This is a genomic window from Streptomyces sp. NPDC044044 (assembly GCF_056434405.1).
Genome location: NZ_JBWKFG010000003.1, coordinates 144,639 through 163,791 on the forward strand (window position 1 = coordinate 144,639; position 19,153 = coordinate 163,791).

Annotated in this window: 12 protein-coding genes; 8 read left to right on the forward strand and 4 right to left on the reverse strand. The window is 71.1% G+C overall.

Annotated elements, in window-relative coordinates; translation table 11 throughout:
• The first annotated feature begins 228 nt into the window (after positions 1–228).
• Positions 229–2,793, forward strand: a complete 2,565-nt coding sequence (locus tag AC07AG_RS11600; protein ID WP_478754185.1) for an ATP-dependent DNA helicase — start codon at positions 229–231, stop codon at positions 2,791–2,793.
• Positions 2,794–2,878: 85 nt separating this feature from the next.
• Here the strand turns inward: AC07AG_RS11600 and AC07AG_RS11605 are convergent, their stop codons facing one another.
• Together AC07AG_RS11605 and AC07AG_RS11610 are read right to left on the reverse strand one after the other, a co-directional pair.
• Positions 2,879–4,528, reverse strand: a complete 1,650-nt coding sequence (locus tag AC07AG_RS11605; protein WP_478754186.1) for a M23 family metallopeptidase — start codon at positions 4,526–4,528, stop codon at positions 2,879–2,881.
• 206 nt (positions 4,529–4,734) lie between these two features.
• A complete protein-coding gene (locus tag AC07AG_RS11610) occupies positions 4,735–5,595 on the reverse strand; it encodes a lipase family alpha/beta hydrolase (RefSeq protein ID WP_478754188.1) in 861 nt (286 codons plus the stop codon).
• Between the two features lie 404 nt (positions 5,596–5,999).
• On the opposite strand from AC07AG_RS11610, the gene AC07AG_RS11615 reads away from it, so the two are divergent.
• A complete protein-coding gene (locus AC07AG_RS11615) occupies positions 6,000–6,416 on the forward strand; it encodes a coenzyme B12-dependent isobutyryl CoA mutase small subunit (protein ID WP_160506729.1) in 417 nt (138 codons plus the stop codon).
• A 377-nt stretch (positions 6,417–6,793) separates the two neighbouring features.
• Here the strand turns inward: AC07AG_RS11615 and AC07AG_RS11620 are convergent, their stop codons facing one another.
• Positions 6,794–8,479, reverse strand: coding sequence for a DUF5691 domain-containing protein (locus AC07AG_RS11620; protein WP_478754190.1), 1,686 nt, complete (start codon positions 8,477–8,479; stop codon positions 6,794–6,796).
• A gap of 236 nt (positions 8,480–8,715) precedes the next feature.
• Positions 8,716–10,101, reverse strand: coding sequence for an SWIM zinc finger family protein (locus AC07AG_RS11625; protein WP_478754192.1), 1,386 nt, complete (start codon positions 10,099–10,101; stop codon positions 8,716–8,718).
• 155 nt (positions 10,102–10,256) lie between these two features.
• Here AC07AG_RS11625 and AC07AG_RS11630 point away from each other — a divergent pair, with 155 nt between their 5' ends.
• The 6 genes from AC07AG_RS11630 (at position 10,257) to sucC (ending at position 19,134) form a co-directional block, all read left to right on the forward strand.
• Complete coding sequence (locus AC07AG_RS11630) at positions 10,257–11,447, forward strand: ATP-binding protein (protein WP_478754194.1); 1,191 nt, start codon at positions 10,257–10,259, stop codon at positions 11,445–11,447.
• Positions 11,448–11,596: 149 nt separating this feature from the next.
• Positions 11,597–14,104, forward strand: a complete 2,508-nt coding sequence (locus tag AC07AG_RS11635) for a DUF5682 family protein (RefSeq protein ID WP_478754196.1) — start codon at positions 11,597–11,599, stop codon at positions 14,102–14,104.
• Positions 14,104–15,282, forward strand: a complete 1,179-nt coding sequence (locus tag AC07AG_RS11640; RefSeq protein ID WP_478754198.1) for a vWA domain-containing protein — start codon at positions 14,104–14,106, stop codon at positions 15,280–15,282. Before AC07AG_RS11635 ends, AC07AG_RS11640 begins: the two co-directional genes overlap by 1 nt.
• A 153-nt stretch (positions 15,283–15,435) precedes the next feature.
• Complete coding sequence (locus tag AC07AG_RS11645) at positions 15,436–16,395, forward strand: hypothetical protein (RefSeq protein ID WP_478754200.1); 960 nt, start codon at positions 15,436–15,438, stop codon at positions 16,393–16,395.
• Between the two features lie 112 nt (positions 16,396–16,507).
• Positions 16,508–17,548, forward strand: a complete 1,041-nt coding sequence (locus tag AC07AG_RS11650) for a hypothetical protein (protein WP_478754202.1) — start codon at positions 16,508–16,510, stop codon at positions 17,546–17,548.
• 407 nt (positions 17,549–17,955) lie between these two features.
• Positions 17,956–19,134: an ADP-forming succinate--CoA ligase subunit beta gene (sucC, locus tag AC07AG_RS11655; RefSeq protein ID WP_361053738.1), complete on the forward strand. Its 1,179-nt coding sequence runs from the start codon at positions 17,956–17,958 to the stop codon at positions 19,132–19,134.
• Positions 19,135–19,153 lie beyond the last annotated feature (19 nt).

Consider the following 19,153-nt stretch of genomic DNA (forward strand, 5'->3'; position numbering starts at 1 on the left):
CGCCGGTGGGAGTACGAGCGGCCTGCGGAGCACGCTAGCCAACTCGTGTGGTCCGTGTGAAGGTTGATGTTCGATATGCCCGATACATTTTCGTTACTTTACGAAGCTCTTGACGCGGGCACGCCGTGCCATGGCGGAGCGTGACCGTCCGCGCTCGGGGCGTAGGTGCAGTGACGTGGCCGGAACCCGGGGCGGGTTGTCAGTGGGGCCGCCTAGACTCGGGAGGCGATGAGCAGCCTCTTTGATGACAGCTTCCTGGCGGACCTCAAGCCCTCGCGGGCTTCGGAGGAAGAGCACCCGCCGCCGCCCGAGGACAGTGCCCCGGAATCCATTCCGGATGATCTGTTCGACGGGAAGTTCGACGCGCCCGCGCCCCGGGACGCGCACTATCGCGGAGGTGCCCCGCGCCCCGTGCTCGACCCGGCGGCCCTGCTCGACGGACTGAACGAGAACCAGCGCGCGGCCGTCGTGCACGCGGACACCCCGCTGCTCATCGTCGCGGGCGCGGGCTCGGGCAAGACCCGGGTCCTCACGCACCGCATCGCGTATCTCCTGGCCGAGCGGCACGTGCACCCGGGGCAGATCCTGGCGATCACGTTCACGAACAAGGCCGCGGGCGAGATGAAGGAGCGCGTCGAGCAGCTCGTCGGGCCGCGGGCCAACGCGATGTGGGTGTCGACCTTCCACAGCGCGTGCGTGCGGATACTGCGCCGCGAGTCGAAGACGATCGGCTTCACCTCATCCTTCTCGATCTACGACGCCGCCGACTCCAAGCGCCTGATGGCACTGGTCTGCCGCGACCTGGACATCGACCCGAAGAAGTTCCCGCCGAAGTCCTTCAGTGCCAAGATCTCGAACCTGAAGAACGAGCTGATCGACGAGGAGACCTTCGCCGGTCAGGCCGCCGACGGCTTCGAGCGGACCCTCGCCCAGGCGTACGCGATGTACCAGTCGCGCCTGCGCGAGGCGAACGCCCTCGACTTCGACGACCTGATCATGACGACGGTCAACATGTTCCGCGCGTTCCCGGACGTCGCCGAGCACTACCGCCGCCGCTTCCGGCACGTGATGGTCGACGAGTACCAGGACACGAACCACGCCCAGTACGCCCTGGTGCGCGAGCTGGTGGGCCCCTCCGGGGGCGAGGGTGACGACCCCGCCGAGCTGTGCGTCGTGGGTGACGCGGACCAGTCGATCTACGCCTTCCGCGGCGCCACGATCCGCAACATCCTCCAGTTCGAGGAGGACTACCCGAACGCGACGACGATCCTCCTGGAGCAGAACTACCGCTCCACGCAGACGATCCTGACCGCCGCCAACGCCGTCATCGAGCGCAACGAAAGCCGCCGCCCCAAGAACCTGTGGACCAACGCGGGCGCGGGCGCGGGCATCACCGGCTATGTGGCCGACACCGAGCACGACGAGGCGCAGTTCGTCGCCGACGAGATCGACCGGCTCACCGACGCGGGCGACGCGAAGGCGGGCGACGTCGCGATCTTCTACCGGACGAACGCGCAGTCCCGTGTCTTCGAAGAGATCTTCATCCGCGTCGGCCTGCCGTACAAGGTCGTCGGCGGCGTCCGCTTCTACGAGCGCAAGGAGGTCCGGGACGTCCTCGCGTATCTGCGCGTGCTCGCCAACCCCGAGGACTCCGTCCCCCTGCGGCGCATTCTCAACGTACCCAAGAGGGGCATCGGCGACCGCGCGGAGGCGATGATCGACGCGCTCTCGCAGCGCGAGAAGATCTCCTTCCCGCAGGCCCTGAAGCGTGTCGACGAGGCGTACGGAATGGCCGCGCGCTCGGCGAACGCCGTCAAGCGGTTCAACGTGCTGATGGAGGAGCTGCGGACCATCGTCGAGTCCGGCGCGGGCCCCGCCGTCGTCCTGGAGGCCGTGCTCGAACGGACCGGGTATCTCGCCGAGTTGCAGGCCTCGACCGACCCGCAGGACGAGACCCGCATCGAGAACCTCCAGGAACTCGCCGCCGTGGCCCTGGAGTTCGAGCACGACAACGGCGAAGCCGCCCAATCCAGCGAAGCCGCGCAATCCGGTGAAGGCGGCGAAGGACAAGGAGAAGGACAAGGCGAAGGGGACGCGGAAGGAGGCGGGGACGACGCGGGCGCGGGCACAGGCGTGTCGGGCACGCTCTCCAAGTTCCTGGAGCGGGTCGCGCTCGTCGCCGACTCGGACCAGATCCCCGACGAGGAGGACGACGGCTCCGGAGTCATCACGCTGATGACCCTGCACACCGCCAAGGGCCTCGAGTTCCCGGTCGTCTTCCTGACCGGCATGGAGGACGGCGTCTTCCCGCACATGCGCTCACTCGGCCAGGTCAAGGAGCTGGAGGAGGAGCGCCGCCTCGCGTACGTGGGCATCACGCGCGCGCGTGAGCGGCTCTATCTGACGCGGTCCTCGATGCGCAGCGCCTGGGGACAGCCTTCGTACAACCCGCCGTCGCGCTTCCTGGAGGAGATCCCGGAGGCCCACCTGGACTGGAAGCGGAAGGGTTCGGTCGGCGCACCGGCATCCTCCGGGCCCGCGGCCGGAATCGCCTCCTCCTTGTCGTCGTCGCGCTCGCGCACCGGGGGAGCGCAGGGCTTCGCCACGCGCCGTGCCACGGAGAAGCCGGTGGTCGCGCTCGCGATCGGGGACAGGGTCACGCACGACCAGTTCGGCCTCGGGACCGTGGTCGGGGTGAAGGGCACGGGCGCGAACGCGGAGGCGACGGTGGACTTCGGAGAGCCCAAGCCGAAGCGGCTGCTGCTGCGGTACGCGCCGGTGGAGAAGCTGTAACGCCGGGAGCGGCGGCCTGAGTTACGCCAGGTCGCCGCGGGCGGTGCCTTGGACTACGCCGGGTCGCCGCGGGCGGTGCCTTGAACTACGTCGGGTCGAGGCCGTGGCTGCGCAGCCACGGCAGCGGGTCGATCGCCGAGCCGCCGCCGGGGCGCACCTCGAAGTGCAGGTGCGGTCCCGTGGAGTTGCCGGAGTTACCGGAGAAGGCGATGGGGTCGCCCGCCTTGACGGGGCCGCTGGAGACCTTGTGCGTGGAGAGGTGGCAGTACCACGTCTCCGTGCCGTCCTTGGCGGTCACGATCGCCATGTTGCCGTAGGCGCTGTTCCACTTGGTGGAGACGGTGCCGTCGGTGGCGGCGAGCACCTCGGTGCCGTACGACACCGGGAAGTCGATTCCGGAGTGCGCGGACATCCAGTTGATGCCGGCCTGGCCGTAGTACGCGCTCAGGCCGTGCTGCTTGACCGGCAGCGCGAACTTGGGGCGCAGACGCTCCTTGCGCGCGGCTTCCTCGGCGGCCTTCTTCTCGGCGGCGACCTTCTCCGCCTTGAGGTCGATGCGCTCCTGGGTGCGGCTCGCGCGGTCGGCGAAGTCACCGGCGTCCGCGGACAGGTTCGCCAGCTGCGTGTCGAGCTTGTTGTTGGCGGCTGAAGGCTGGACCGACGTGGGGTCCGGGGCCGATGCCGCCTGTGCCTCCTTCTCGTCCCCGCCGCCGAAGTCGCCCACGGAGGCGGCGGCGATACCCGCGACGCCCATCACGCAGGCGGAGGGCACGGCGACGGTGAAGAGTGCGGAGCGCTTGGCGGGGGAGCGGCGGCGGGTCCGTGAGCGGGAGCCGTGCGAGCGGTCCATGACCGGCGGTTCGTCGTCGCCGACGGAGCCGTGGCGGCTCGGCTCGACCGGACCGAGTGAATCGGCGGGAGCCTCGTCGGGGGTGAACTCGTGCTCGGCGGGGGCCGGTTGTGCGTAGGCCTCGGGGGCGTGGGATCCGGAGGCGTAGGACCCGGTGTCGTAAGGCGAATGCTCGTACGGTTCGGGTGCCTCGTACGTGTCGGGCGCCCCGGGCGTGTCCTGGGCCTCGTACGTTCCGTGTGCCCCGTGTGCCCCGTGTGCTCCGTGGGCTTCTTGCGGCTCGGGGGCGCCGTACGCATCGAGCGTCTCCGTGGCCCCGTAGGTCATGTCCTGGCCGCCGGAGTTCCACGCGGTCGCGTCGTACGCGCCGGTGTCGAAGGCCTGGGTCTCCCACTGGCCGGTCTGCTGCGGCTGGTGCTGCTGCTCGTGCTGCGGCTGGTTCCAGGCGGTGGTGTCCCACTGGCCGGTGGCGTCGGGGCCCGGCTGCGCGGGGATGTCGGCGGAGAGGTGCTGATAGCCGCCGGTCGACCACATGCTGGTGTCGTAGCTGCCGGTCTCGTAACCACTGGTGTCGTACGCGGCCTGGTGCTGGGCGGCGTAAGGGTCGTAGTTCAGCGTCTGCTGCGTCCCCGTGGTGGACCACTGGCCGGTGTCGTACTGACCGCCGGGCATGTCGCCGAAGAGCGGGTCGGACGCGAAGCTTCCGGTGTCGGGACCGGCCGTCGCATAGCCGCCTGAGGTGTCGAAGCTCCCCGTGGAGTAGCCGTCGTACCCGGCGTAGGCGCCATGCTGGGTGCTCTGCGGGTCATACGCCGCGTAGGGCGCATAGTCGGCGGGTGCCGAGGCCGGGGGTGTCGAGCTCCCCGACGGGTGACGGTCGTTCACCAACTTCTCTTTCGCCTCGGCAGCAGGGGCAGAGCAGTGCGGCGACTGTACCCGGCGGTATGCGGGCGCGACAATCTTCGGCAGGTTTCACGCTCTCAGGAAACGGGCATTCGGCCGCCTTTCGGCGGACTGCGGGCACAGCTTTGGCCCTGCGTTCGAGTTCCGTTCGACAAATTTCCCGCGTCGAGGCGCGCGGGAGCTGCTCCTCAGGCCACGGTCAGTCCCTTCTCGGCACCGGCACCCGTCGCGGGGGTCCCCGAAGCAGGCAGATCGAGGGCCTGGCGGATTCCGGCGGCGACCGCGGGGTGCACGGGCAGGGCGAGATGACCGATACCGGAGACACGTACGTTCTGGGCGATCAGGTCGGGATGGTTGACGCAGGCCGTCTCGAGGGGGGCCATCAGCTGGTCCAGGTCGCTCCAGAAGCTCACGAAACGGGTCCGGCAGCCCGGCGCGGGCTCGCGCAGCTCCTCGATCACGTCCGATCCGGGGCGCATCTGGCGCACGATCGGGTGCGCGTCGGCCAGCGGCACGACCCGCGTTCCCTCGTGTGGGGTACCGAGGGTGACCAGCGTGCGGACGCGTTCGTCGCCGCCGAGGCGCTGTGCGTAATAGCGGGCGATCAGGCCGCCGAGGCTGTGTCCGACGATGTCTACCTGATGGTGGCCCGTGCGCTCACAGATCTCCTCTATATGGCGGCCGAGCAGCTCGGCGGCGGTGCGGATGTCGCAGGTGAGGGGGGAGTAGTTCAGGGACTCCACGTGCTGGCCGGCGTGCTGGGCCAGGGAGCGGCGCAGCAGGACGAAGACCGAGCGGTTGTCGATGAAGCCGTGCAGGAGGACGACCGGGGGGCGGCGCTCCGCGGGGAGTCGGGGGGCGTCGGGCGGCGGCAGCTCGGCGGCGACCCTGCGTTCCTGGACGATGCCCGAGGGGTACAGGAGGAGGTGGCCGGCGAGGATCGCCACCTCGAGTGCGGTCGCCTTCAGCAGGGCCAGGGAGAGTCCCGCGAGTCTGGCGGGCAACTGGAGGCAGGGCGGGCGAAAGGGCAAGACCCTGGTGACGGTCATGGTCGACCTCCCGGTCGGCACGCGGGAGGACGGCTCTGTCCCCCGTGTGCCCGTAGTGGGGAGGCGTGACAGAGGTCGTACGACGGTACGTGGTCGGCGCATGTGGCGCGCCGAATACCGGCGCGATCGCCGACGCGCCGCATCACCACGGCGCGCAGCTGACGGCGCGGTGGCACGGCGACCTCGTTGCGGCTCCCCTTGCGCCGTCCCGGCAACGGTCCGTATGCCGCTGGATACGGGAGTGGCGCGCAGCGAACGTGTCCCATCGTGTGATTTCCCCCTCGCTCTCCACCGTGAAACTGCCGGGTGCGAGATGCTGGAGATAACGTTCGTTCACTTCCCCGGCCGGTGCGGCACGGGGTGCCAGTGCTTGGACAGATGGATATCGGTACATGGAGGCAGTGATGGGTGTGGCAGCCGGTCCGATCCGCGTGGTGGTGGCGAAGCCGGGTCTCGACGGTCATGATCGCGGAGCCAAGGTGATCGCGAGGGCACTGCGTGACGCGGGTATGGAGGTCATCTACACCGGCCTGCATCAGACGCCCGAGCAGGTGGTGGACACCGCGATCCAGGAGGACGCCGACGCGATCGGCCTGTCCATCCTCTCCGGCGCCCACAACACGCTCTTCGCGCGCGTGATCGAGCTCCTGAAGGAGCGCGATGCGGAGGACATCAAGGTCTTCGGCGGCGGCATCATCCCCGAGGCGGACATCGCGCCGCTCAAGGAGAAGGGTGTCGCGGAGATCTTCACTCCTGGGGCGACTACGGCTTCGATCGTGGACTGGGTCCGGGCGAACGTCCGCCAGCCTGCGGGCGCCTGACGGCAACCGCTCTGCGGCGGGGGCGTCGTCCGGCCTTTCCTGCTCCGGGGTGAGGGCGCCTCGGTGGCCTCGGGCTGCGCCGGGAGCGGCCGACTGCTTTCGCCCCGGGGCGAAGGCGTCCGGCGGCCTCTGGTTCAGGGGGGAGCTGTTCGGCTGTTGTGAAGCCGTGGCTGGGGCTTTGGTGAGGGGTGTCGGTCGCGCTGGCTCTGGGGCTTCGGTGAGGGTGGTCGGTCGCCCCGGCCCTGGGGCCTTGGTGAGAGTGAGGGGCGTCGGTCGCCCCGGCTCTGGGCCTTTGCTGAGAGTGAGGGACGTAGGCCGTCCCGGCTCCGGGGCTTCGGTGGGAGACATCGGCCGCCCCGGCTCAGTAGCGGATTTGCCTACGTTTCCCGACATGACGGCACCCCCGCTTCTTCCGGCGCCGCGCCCGGTCCTCCCGGCTCCGCGCCCAGCTCCGCCCGCATCGCCGCGCGTAGACGCAACGTACTGACCAGGCGCTGGAAGGCCTCCGACCAGTAGCCGCCCGCGCCGGGGGATGCGTCCTCCGGCTCGTCCGGTACCGCGGTCAGTACGTCGAGGCGGACCGCCTCCGCAGGGTCGAGGCAGCGCTCCGCCAGGCCCATCACCCCGCTGAAGCTCCAGGGGTAACTCCCGGCGTCACGAGCGATGTTCAGTGCGTCCACCACCGCCCGGCCCAGCGGTTCCGACCAGGGCAGTGTGCACACGCCGAGCAGCTGGAACGCCTCCGAGAGGCCGTGCGTCCCGATGAATCCCGCGACCCAGTCGGCCCGCTCCCCGGCCGGCAGCGCGGCCAGGAGCTTCGCGCGCTCGGCGAGCGACGCCGCTCCGGGGCCCGCCGCATCGGGGGACGAGGGAGCCCCGAGCAGCGCCCGGGACCAGACAGCGTCACGCTGCCGCACGGCCGCGCGGCACCACGCGGCGTGCAGCTCGCTCTGCCAGTCGTCGGCCACGGGCAGCGCCACGATCTCGGCGGGGGTCCGGCCGCCGAGCCGCTCCGGCCAGGTGCCGAGCGGTGCCGCCTCCACCAACTGGCTCAGCCACCAGCTGCGTTCACCCCGCCCGGTGGGAGGCTTCGGAACGACGCCGTCACGCTCCATGCCCGCGTCGCACTCGTGCGGCGCCTCGACCGTGAGCGTCGGCGTGCTCTTCGTGCCCTGCGCATGGTCGATGGCCACGCACGAGGCGGCGCGGGCCGCCATCCGCGCGGCGAGCGCGGATGAGGGCAGCGCGGACAGGAGCTCGGCCGCCGTCGCGCGGACGTTGCGGCTGCGGTCGGTGAGGGCCTGTTCCAGGAACGGCTCGTCGGCGTCGCGCAGTTGGGTGCGCAGGGAGTCGAGGAACATCAGGCGGTCCTCCGCTCGCTCCGTGCCCCAGGTGGTGGCGAGCAGCTCCCGCGCGGCGGCGGGGTCATGCGCCCGCACCGCGCCGAGCAGGGCGACGCGCTCGGCGAACAGACCTTCCTCCCAGAGCTGTTGGACCAGCGCCGTCTCCTCAGGGGCCGGCAGCGACACCCCGCCGCCCGGAGTGGAGCGGAGCGCGAACTTCCAGTCCGGGTTGAGCCGCGCGAGCCACAGGGCCCGCGGGCCCGCGAAGGTGAGCGCCTGCGGCCGGAGATCCGTGCGCCCACGGGCCGCGTTCAGGAGGGCCGGAAGCAGCTCGGGCGGCGCCGCGAAGCCACGGTCGTTGGCCAACGCCAGCCATTGGGGCAGCAGTTCCATCAGGTCGGGCACCGCGCCCCGGCGTCCACCACTGGCCGTGCCGGGGTGGTCGGTGAGCAGCGTGGCGAGCCTGCGCCGCGCCGCGGGCGGCACCAGGGGCCTGGGGTCGTCCGCCGCAGGCTCAGGGGGTGTCGCGGCGGGTGCGGGACGAAGCCCGGCTCTGCGCCGGACGGTCTGCACGGCTGCCGCGTCCAGCAGAGCGGTCGGCGCGTCCTTGTCCTGGGTGCTTACGGGGGGCGTGCGGCGGTCGGTGCCGAGGAGCGCGGCGGTGACCAGGTCTTCCCAGGGGATGACGGTCGCTTCGGTGAGTGCGGTGGTGCCGGTCATGTGGACTCCTCTCTCGGACGGATCACTCGGTGTTTCGTCTGGAGCTGCCGTCTTGGATCTGCCGGAACTGCTGGATCTACCGGAACTGCTGGATCTACCGGATCTGCTGGATCTGCTGGATTTGCCGTTGCGGTGCTGCGGTGCTGAGGTGTCGCGGTGTCGCGGTGCTGAGGTGCTGCGAAACGCGGCAGCGCTTCAGGGGTACGCATCGGTGCGACGGTGGTGAGGCGTGGCGGTCAGCACAGGGCGACCGCCTCTCCCGCTCCGCGCGGCCAGGCCGTCAGAGGGGTGAAGCCCTCGTGACCACATTCGCCGAAGACCGTCACCGGAGCGCCTCCGGAGAGTGCCACCAGCCGCCACAGCCCCGCACGGGACGCCGCGGAAGGCGTGATGGGCAGGGCCGTGTCGCCTTTCGCGTCCGCCAGTTGCCAGCCTTCGGATGAGGGGCCGGGGCATGGGGTCGGTATCACTTCGCTCAGCGTCACCGGCCAGGAGTCCAGCCAGGGGTCGTCCCGCAGCACCTCGCCGTAGCTGTGCGCGGCCTGTTCCGTCCGTACGCCCGGCGGACGGGCGGCCGTCGGCGCGGGGGCGCTGAACTGTTCGCCCAGGTCGGACCGCAGCTGTCCGGCGCCCGGATACGCGGTCAGCTCGGCGTCCAGCGCGAGGCCGACCGGCAGCGCGAGCGCGGGCGCGCGGCCCGCGGCTCCGTACGACAGGAGCAGGGCCGTCCGGCCGGACTCCGCGCCGTACATCCATATCCGGCGGGTGGTGAGCTTGCTGTCCGCCGTGTCGTACTGCGCGAGCACCAGCCAGTGGTCCCGCACCGGCGGACCCTCCGCCTGCGCGGGCAGGCCTATGCGGGAGCGGACCGTGGCCGTCAGGGCCTCCGGCAACTGCCCGCGGTGCAGCCAGCCCTGGTCGAGGAGGTGGAGGAGCGCGCACTCCTCCAGCATCCGCACCGGCCAGCCGGGACCGGAGGAGGGAATCGCCCCCAACTCTCTTACACGCGCGGCAAGTCCGGGCGCCTGCGCGTCGACCATGCGGGCCGCCGTCTCCTCCCACAGCCCGTACCCCATCTGCTCGGCGGAGGCTATGCCGCCGCGCAGCAGATCCGAGAGGCGCCGCTCCAGCTCCGTCACTCCTGCCGTGACCCGCTCGGCCCGCCGCTCTGCCCTGCGGCGCGCGGCCTCGGGGTCAGCGGGCGCTGAGTCCGGTGCCGCGTCCGAAGCCCGCTTCGACTCCGCTCTCTCGCGGCGTCCCGCGAGCCACTCCGCCGCCCAGGCCGGCGGCTGCGCGTCCGGCACCGAGCAGGATGGCGCCTCGCCATCCGCCGCCCAGAGCAACAGCAGCCCGAGCGCGTGCTTGCACGGGAACTTGCGGCTCGGACAGCTGCATTTGTACGCCGGTCCCGCCGCGCCGGTGATGTCCGCGATGTCGACAACCGTCTGATACGGCTTGCTGCCACTTCCCTTGCACAGTCCCCACACCGTCCCCTCGCCCGAACTGCCCGCCTCCGACCATGGGCCGGCGACGCCGAGTTTGCTTCCCGCCTTGCGTGACGGGGCGTCAGGTGCCAAGGCAAGGACCTGATCCGCCGTCCAGCGCACCCCCTGCTGAGTCATGTCATCGAAGGTAGATCCCGCCACTGACAATCGACCTTGCACTCGATGTCCGTGCAGGTCAGAAGCGTCCTCGGGTCGATTGTCAGTGGCGTGGTGCACGGTTGGAATCACATCCGGGCCAGAGGTGTCCGGACGAGTTGGAGGGGGATCGCTCCATGACCGTGTCCGTCGACCCGACGACCTCGACAAGCTCGACGATCGAGAACCAGCCCGTGTCTGCATCCGCTGTCTCCGCGCCCGCAGACGCGCCTGCAGCCGCGCCCGCGGGGGAGGCGCTGCGGCCGCACGCCGAGCACGCTTTCGCCGCCGAACTGGCCGCGCTCGCCGCGCAGGACGACCGGCCACGGCCCACGCGCTGGCGGCTCTCGCCGTGGGCGGTCGCGACGTATCTGCTCGGCGGCACGCTGCCGGACGGGACGGTGATCTCGCCGAAGTACGTGGGGCCGCGCCGCATCGTCGAGGTCGCCGTCACCACCCTCGCCACGGACCGCGCCCTGCTGCTGCTCGGCGTGCCCGGCACCGCGAAGACCTGGGTGTCCGAGCATCTGGCGGCCGCCGTCAGCGGAGACTCGACGCTGCTCGTGCAGGGCACGGCAGGGACGCCGGAGGAGGCGATCAGGTACGGCTGGAACTACGCGCAGCTGCTCGCGCACGGCCCCAGCCGCGACGCGCTCGTGCCCAGCCCGGTCATGCGGGCCATGTCCGACGGCATGACGGCGCGGGTCGAGGAGCTGACCCGCATCCCCGCCGACGTGCAGGACACGCTGATCACGATCCTGTCGGAAAAGACCCTTCCCATACCGGAGTTGGGCCAGGAGGTGCAGGCCGTCCGCGGCTTCAACCTGATCGCGACGGCCAACAACCGCGACCGCGGGGTCAACGACCTGTCGAGCGCGCTGCGCCGCCGCTTCAACACGGTGATCCTGCCGCTGCCGGAGAGTGCCGACGCAGAGGTCGACATCGTCTCGCGACGCGTCGACCAGATCGGGCGCTCGCTCGACCTGCCGACCGGGCCCGAGGGGATCGACGAGATACGCCGCGTCGTCACCGTCTTCCGCGAGCTGCGGGACGGGGTCACGGCCGACGGGCGTACGAAGGTGAAGTCGCCGAGCGGCACGCTCTCGACGGCCGAGGCGATCTCCGTCGTGACCAACGGCCTGGCTCTGGCAACGCACTTCGGGGACGGCGTGCTGCGGCCGGGCGATGTCGCCGCGGGCATCCTCGGCGCGGTCGTCCGTGACCCGGCGGCGGACCGGGTGATCTGGCAGGAGTACTTGGAGGCGGTGGTCCGCGAGCGTGACGGCTGGAAGGACTTCTACCGCGCCTGCCGTGAGGTGAGTGTGTGACGGATGCGAGTGGCGGCAAGGGCCCGGATCTGAGTGCGGCTGTAGGTGCGAATACGGCTGTGAATACGACTGGGGCTGTGGGTGTGGGTGTGACGGTGGCTGGTTCGCGTGACACGGCGTGAGACGCGTGAGACGGAGAGGGGGCGGACATGAGCGACGAGGTGCGCGGGGGCGAGGCGCGAGCGGGCGAGGGGCCGTTGCTGCTCGGGGTGCGGCATCACGGGCCGGGGTCGGCGCGTGCGGTGCGGGCGGCGCTTGAGGAGGGCGCCCCGCGCGTGGTGCTGATCGAGGGGCCGCCGGAGGCCGACGGGCTGGTGGCGCTCGCGGCGGAAGAGGGGATGCGGCCGCCGGTCGCGCTGCTCGCGCACGTGGTGGACGAGCCCGGCCGGTCGGCGTTCTGGCCGCTGGCCGAGTTCTCGCCGGAGTGGGTCGCGATCAAGTGGGCCGCGGGGGCCGGGGTTCCGGTCCGGTTCATGGATCTTCCGGCGGCGCATTCACTGGCACGCGCGGAGAGGGCGGAGGGGACGGAGGAGGCGGAGGGCGCCGCAGCTCCTGGGGGCGTGGACGTGTCCGCGGACGCGCACGTGGACGCGGTGCGGATCGATCCGCTCGCGGTGCTCGCGGAGACCGCAGGGTACGACGATCCCGAGCGGTGGTGGGAGGACGTCGTCGAGCACCGGGGGGCCGGGGCGGACGCCTTCGCGCCGTTCGACGCGCTGGGCGAGGCCATGGGGGCGCTGCGCGAGGAGTACGGAACCGGTGGGCACGACCGTGACCTGGTGCGCGAGGCGTATATGCGGAACCAAGTCCGCGCGGCACAGCGGGAGTTCGGCCCGGACGACGTCGCGGTCGTGTGCGGGGCCTGGCATGTGCCCGCGCTGCGGCAGAAGGTGACCGTGTCGGCCGACCGGGCGCTGCTCAAGGGGCTGCCCAAGGTGAAGGTCGACATGACCTGGGTGCCCTGGACGCACCGCCGCCTCTCCCGGGCCAGTGGATACGGCGCGGGAATCGCGTCGCCCGGTTGGTACGGGCATCTGTTCAGCGCGCCCGACCGGCCCGTGGAGCGCTGGCTGACGAAGGTTGCGCGACTGCTCCGGGACGAGGACAGGCTCGTGTCGTCCGCGCATGTCATCGAGGCGGTACGGCTCGCGGACACGCTCGCCGCGATGCGGGGGCGCCCGCTGCCCGGTCTCACCGAGACGACGGACGCGGTCCGTGCGGTGATGTGCGAGGGCTCGGACGTGCCGCTCTCCCTCGTGCACGACAAGCTCGTCGTCGGGGACGTCCTCGGGGAGGTCCCCGACTCGGCCCCGGCCGTGCCGTTGCAGCGCGATCTCACGCGGCTCCAGCGGAAGCTCCGGCTCAAACCGGAGGCGTTGGAGCGGGAGTTGGAGCTCGACCTGCGCAAGGAGACGGACGCGGCGCGCAGCAGGCTGTTGCACCGCCTCCGGCTGCTGGGGATCGGCTGGGGCGAGCCCGCCGCGTCGCGGGGGAGCACGGGTACGTTCCGGGAGACCTGGCGGCTGCGGTGGGAGCCGGAGCTTTCGGTGCGGGTGGCGGAGGCGGGGGTATGGGGGACGACCGTGCTCGCGGCGGCGACCGCTCGCGCGGAGTCCGATGCCGTCGGGGCCGGCGCCCTGGCTGACGTCACCGCGCTGGCCGAGCGGTGTCTGCTGGCCGAGCTGCCGGACGCGTTGCCGGTGGTGATGCGGGTCCTGGCGGACCGGGCGGCACTGGATGCGGACGTCGGGCATCTGGCGCAGGCGCTGCCCGCGTTGGTGCGGTCGCTTCGGTACGGGGACGTGCGGGGCACGGACACGGCTGCGCTCGGCGAAGTGGCTCTGGGGCTCGCGGAGCGGGTGTTCGTCGGGCTGCCACCGGCGTGTGCGGGGCTCGACCAGGACGCGGCGCTCGAGATGCGGGGGCATGTGGACGCGGTGCACCAGGCGGTGGGCCTGCTGGGTGAGTTGGGCGAGTTGCGCTCCGGCCCTGCGGGCGAGGGGACGCCTCGTCCGAGTGTGTCCACGGTGGGTGCTGCCGGTATACGGGGGCGGTGGCACTCCGTGTTGAGGGTGTTGGGGGAGCGGGACAGCGTGGCCGGGGTGGTGCGCGGGCGGTGCGTGCGGATCCTGCTGGACGGCGGGGAGTTGGCCGAGGACGAGGCCGCTCGGTTCATGGGGCTCGCGCTGTCCCGGGGGACCGAACCCGCCGAAGCCGCGGCCTGGATCGAGGGGTTCGTGGGCGGTGGGTCAGGGGGCGGCATGCTGCTCGTGCACGACGAGCGGCTCCTCGGCCTTGTCGACGACTGGCTGAGCGGGGTCCCGGACCGAGCCTTCACGGACGTGCTGCCCCTGCTGCGGCGCACTTTCTCGGCGTACGAACCGGGGGTGCGGCGGACTCTGGGGGAGCTGGTGCGGCGTGGTCCGGGGGCGGGCGGCGGTGGCTTGGCCGTCACCGGCGGGATACCCGGCTTCGGGGCGGAACTTGACGGTGAGCGCGCGGATGCGGTGCTGCCGGTGCTGAGTCTGTTGCTGGGGGCCGGGTCCGGGGCCGGGGGCGAGGCCGGGGTCGGGTCTGGGCCCGGGTCCGGACCCGACCCCGGGGCAAGGGCAGGGGCCAGTGTCCGTGGTGGTGTCGAGCTTGTGGAGGTGGGCTGATGACGCAGGAAGTGCTGGACCCCGCGGGGGAGCGGTTGCGGAGGTGGCGGCTTGTGCTGGGCGGGGGCGCGGCCGAGGGGACCGGGTGCGAGCTCGCCGGGCGGGATGCGGCGATGGACGGTGCGCTCGGTGCGTTGTACGGGGGAGGGGACGCGGGGAAGAAGGACCGGGGGCGGGACCGTTCGGCGGGGCTCGGCGCGTCCGCGCCTTCCGTGGCGCGCTGGCTCGGGGACATCCGGACGTACTTCCCCTCGTCCGTCGTCCAGGTCATGCAGCGCGACGCCATAGAGCGGCTCGGCCTCTCCGCGCTGCTCCTTGAGCCCGAGATGCTGGAGGCGGTCGAGGCCGACGTGCATCTGGTGGGGACCCTTCTCTCCCTCAACAAGGCCATGCCGGAGACCACCAAGGAGACCGCGCGGGCCGTCGTCCGCAAGGTCGTCGAGGACCTGGAGAAGCGGCTCGCCACGCGCACCCGCGCGACCCTCACCGGCGCGCTCGACCGCAGCGCCCGTGTCAGCAGGCCGCGCCACCACGACATCGACTGGAACCGCACGATCGCGGTCAACCTCAAGAACTACCTGCCGGAGTACAAGACGATCGTGCCCGAGCGGCTCATCGGGTACGGGCGGGCGTCGCAGTCCGTGAAGAAGGAGGTCATCCTCTGCATCGACCAGTCGGGCTCGATGGCCGCGTCCGTCGTCTATGCCTCGGTGTTCGGTGCCGTGCTCGGCTCGATGCGGTCGCTCAACACGCGGCTCGTCGTCTTCGACACGAACGTCGTCGACCTCACCGATCAGCTCGACGACCCGGTGGACGTCCTGTTCGGCACGCAGTTGGGGGGCGGAACCGACATCAATCGGGCGCTCGCGTACTGCCAGTCGCAGATCACCCGGCCCGCCGACACCATCGTCGTCCTCATCAGTGACCTCTACGAAGGGGGCATACGCAACGAGATGCTGAAGCGGGTCGCGGCGATGAAGGCGTCCGGAGTGCAGTTCGTGACGCTGCTCGCGCTCTCCGACGAGGGGACGCCCGCATACGACCGGGAGCACGCGGCTGCGCTCTCGGCGCTGGGGGCTCCGGCCTTCGCGTGCACCCCGGACCTCTTCCCGGAGGTGATGGCGGCGGCGATCGAGAAGCGCCCCCTGCCCATACCGGACATGAGTACGCATCAGTAACACTTGAATACGCATCGGTAACAGGGGACTTGCGCGAGGGCGGGCGGGCCGTGCGAGGATCGGCGGGCTTCACTCCCGGAGCATCACGTTCCGTGGCTCACCCTGCCTCGCCCTTCCCCGTTCCGCCCCGCTCAGCAGAGGAATCCCCTCGTCTTGACTCCCGCCGCAGTCGTTCTGCCTGATGCCGCTGTGCGCCTGGTGCGTGCGGTGGCCGGGCGGCGTGCGCTGCAAGTGGTGGTGCTGCTGGCCGGTTTGCTCGCGCTGGGTTTCCTCTGTGGCGAGCGGGCTGCGGCGGTGGACGGAGCGCCGTCGGTCGCAGAACGTGCGCGGGTGACCGAGCCCGTGCGTGAACGGGGGCCCGATTCCGTGCGTGAGCGGGTGGGCGAGCCCGTGCGTGAGCAGGTGGGCGAGCCCGTGCGGGAGACCGCGAGCGGGGTTGTCCGTCACGGGCGGCAGGCGGTGCGCGACGCCGCGGTCGAGCCGGTGGCCGATGCCGCCGAGCCTGTGGCGCGGGGCGTGGTGCGGCCGGTCGCCGACGGGGTCACCGGTGTTCTCGGCGGTTCGCCGCAGCGGGTGTTGCCCGCGGCGCCCGACATGCCCAACATGCCCGAGCTGCCGCTGCCTGGTCCCGGCGCGGGCGATGGGGATGACGCGGACGACGGCGCCGGTGCCGGTGCCGAGCCCCGGTCTCCGGAGAGCGCCGCCAAGCCTGGCGACGGTCGGGGCGGGGCGGGAGTTCGGGCGCACGAGGCGCGGAAGTCGTCCGGGGCGCGGGGCGATTCTTCGTACGGCACCGGTTCCGGTGTCGGTACCGGCACCGCGTATCCGGCTGGTCAGCAGGCGCGCGGCGCCGACCTGTTCGGCGGTGACACCTCGGGCCACGCGCACGGCGGCGGGCACGAGCCGTTCCCGTCCGTGCCCGGTCCCGGTGATCCGGCACGGACCCTGGGCGGTCAGTCGGTCGGTGACGGGAGTTCCACGCGGCACGGCGATCCGTGTGCCGCCTCGTGCGCAAGCCGTGCGCCGGTGCGGCTTCTGCAGGGTGCCGGGGCCGGTCAGGTCCCCGCGCCGATCCGCGAACGACACCGGGACATTCCCGAATTCCCTGGCTAGGGCAGCCCTTTCCCCGCGAAGACCTGCCGCGCGGGGGTGGCAAAGGTCTGCCCGCCGACCGGACGTATCCGGGTCGGATTCACAGCCAGAGTTCGAAGGATCTGAAGCACGCATGAACAAGAACATCCGTCGTTCCATCGTCATAGCCGCCGGTGTCACGGGCGCCTGGGCGCTCGGTTCCGCCGTGGCCAGCGCGGACGAGCTGCCGCAGCACTCCGTGGCCCTGCCGGACAACGCGTCCGACGCGGTCGCTGACGTCACCGGTGACATCACCGGCGACGTCACCGACGTCCAGGGCAAGGCGAAGTCCACCGTCGCGGACGCGAAGTCCACCGTCACCGAGGCGAAGGCCGCCGCTCACAAGGCCACCGCCCCCGCCGTCGACACCACGGACGTCAAGGCCCCCGCGGTCAGCAAGCCGGACGTCAGCAAGCCGGACGTGACCACCCCCGACGTGACCACCCCCGACGTGACCACCCCCGACGTGACCACCCCCGAAGACTCCGTCGACTACCTCTTCGGCCCGCTCTCCGCCTTCGCCCCGGAGGTCGAAGCCGCCGCGGCGAAGGCCCCGGCGACCGCGACGCAGACGGCCACGGACACGACGCGTACCGCCACGACGACCGCCGCCCCGATCGTCGACGAGACGGCCACGGCCGTGCTGCCGCCCGTCGCGGCCACCGCAATCGACGGCGTCGTGCCGGTCGCCGGGCAGGCCGTGGGTGACGTCTCCTACCTGGCGCAGGGCGTGGTCGGAGACGTGACGCCGTTCGCCGGCGGGGTCGTCGGCGAGGTCCCGCCGTTCGCGCAGGGTGTCGTCGGCGACGACGTGCAGCCGTTCGCGGGCGGAGTCGTCGGCTCGGTCTCGCCGCTCGTGCAGACCGTCACCGACCAGGTGCGGCCCGTCGTGCGGGGCGTCGGCGGCAGCGCGGGCGAGCTCGCGTACGGCGTCACGGGTGATGTCCACCCGTTCGCCGGTGGCGTCGTCGGCCAGGTCTCGCCGTTCGCGCAGGACCTGACCGGCACCGTCGCCCCCGACGCGCAGTCCCTCGCGGGCAACGCCGTCTCGGGCGTCCAAGGCGTGGCCGGCTCGGTCACCCCGGACTACCTGCCGACGTACGAGCAGGCGTACAACGCGACGTACGCCGTCTGACAGCGGAGCGACACACCTACACCAGCACCTGCACCTCTACACCTGCAGCTCTACACCGACACCGACACCTACAGCCACAGCCGTGCGGCGGCACGAGCCGTAGCTGAAACTGCAGCTGCATCAGTCGTAACAGGAGCAAATGGGCGGTCCCTGTCACCACAGGGGCCGCCCTTCCCATGTGCGGATCCGCGATCTGTGACAGTCATCACCGCCCAAATGTGATCTGCGATTTAGGGACCTACGGCCCACGGCGATAACCTGCGAGACGGACATGCCGCGTACCGGACTCCGTCCTACGCCTCCCTTGTGACAGCGCAGTCACGTTGCCCTCCGCGGCACGCCCACGCAGACAGCTGACCACAAAGCAGCGAGATCGCAGCGAGATCACGGAAAAGGGACGGACGCGCGTGGACCTGTTCGAGTACCAGGCGAGGGACCTCTTCGCCAAGCACGGTGTACCGGTGCTGGCCGGTGAAGTCATCGACACGCCTGAGGCGGCGCGCGAGGCCACCGAGAAGCTGGGCGGCAAGTCGGTCGTCAAGGCACAGGTGAAGGTCGGTGGCCGCGGCAAGGCCGGCGGCGTGAAGCTGGCCGACAACCCCGACGAGGCAGTCGCTCGCGCGACGGACATCCTCGGAATGGACATCAAGGGCCACACGGTCCACAAGGTGATGATCGCCGAGCTGTCCCCGGAGATCGAGGCGGAGTACTACGTCTCGTACCTCCTCGACCGCACCAACCGCACCTTCCTGGCCATGGCCTCGGTGCAGGGCGGCATGGACATCGAGGAGGTCGCGGAGAAGACTCCCGAGGCCCTCGCGAAGGTCCCCGTCAACGCCGTCGAAGGCGTGAACATCGAGAAGGCCCGCGAGATCGTGGCCCAGGCGAAGTTCCCGGCCGAGGTGGCCGAGGGCGTCGCCGAGGCGATGGTGACCCTGTGGGACACCTTCGTCGCCGAGGACGCGCTCCTCGTCGAGGTCAACCCGCTGGTGAAGACCAAGGACGGCCGCATCCTGGCCCTTGACGGCAAGGTCTCGCTCGACGAGAACGCCGACTTCCGCCAGGCCGACCACGAGGCGCTCGAGGACAAGGACGCAGCCAACCCGCTCGAGGCTGCTGCCAAGGCCAAGAACCTCAACTACGTCAAGCTGGACGGCGAGGTCGGCATCATCGGCAACGGCGCGGGTCTCGTCATGAGCACCCTCGACGTCGTCGCGTACGCCGGTGAGAACCACAGCAACGTGAAGCCGGCCAACTTCCTCGACATCGGTGGCGGCGCTTCGGCCGAGGTCATGGCGAACGGCCTGGAGATCATCCTCGGCGACCCGGACGTCAAGTCCGTCTTCGTCAACGTCTTCGGTGGCATCACCGCGTGCGACGAGGTCGCCAACGGCATCGTCCAGGCGCTCGAGCTCCTCAAGTCCAAGGGCGAGGAAGTCACCAAGCCGCTGGTCGTGCGTCTCGACGGCAACAACGCCGAACTGGGTCGCAAGATCCTGTCGGACGCCAACCACCCGCTCGTGCAGCGCGTGGACACCATGGACGGCGCGGCCGACAAGGCCGCCGAGCTCGCGGCTGCGAAGTAAGGGACCAGGTCAGAACACC

Coding starts and splice junctions, on each gene's coding strand:
- AC07AG_RS11600 (WP_478754185.1), top strand. CDS start 229: ATGAGCAGCCTCTTTGATGACAGCTTCCTGGCGGACCTCAAGCCCTCG.
- AC07AG_RS11610 (WP_478754188.1), bottom strand. CDS start 5,595: ATGACCGTCACCAGGGTCTTGCCCTTTCGCCCGCCCTGCCTCCAGTTG.
- AC07AG_RS11615 (WP_160506729.1), top strand. CDS start 6,000: ATGGGTGTGGCAGCCGGTCCGATCCGCGTGGTGGTGGCGAAGCCGGGT.
- AC07AG_RS11620 (WP_478754190.1), bottom strand. CDS start 8,479: ATGACCGGCACCACCGCACTCACCGAAGCGACCGTCATCCCCTGGGAA.
- AC07AG_RS11625 (WP_478754192.1), bottom strand. CDS start 10,101: ATGACTCAGCAGGGGGTGCGCTGGACGGCGGATCAGGTCCTTGCCTTG.
- AC07AG_RS11630 (WP_478754194.1), top strand. CDS start 10,257: ATGACCGTGTCCGTCGACCCGACGACCTCGACAAGCTCGACGATCGAG.
- AC07AG_RS11635 (WP_478754196.1), top strand. CDS start 11,597: ATGAGCGACGAGGTGCGCGGGGGCGAGGCGCGAGCGGGCGAGGGGCCG.
- AC07AG_RS11640 (WP_478754198.1), top strand. CDS start 14,104: ATGACGCAGGAAGTGCTGGACCCCGCGGGGGAGCGGTTGCGGAGGTGG.
- AC07AG_RS11650 (WP_478754202.1), top strand. CDS start 16,508: ATGAACAAGAACATCCGTCGTTCCATCGTCATAGCCGCCGGTGTCACG.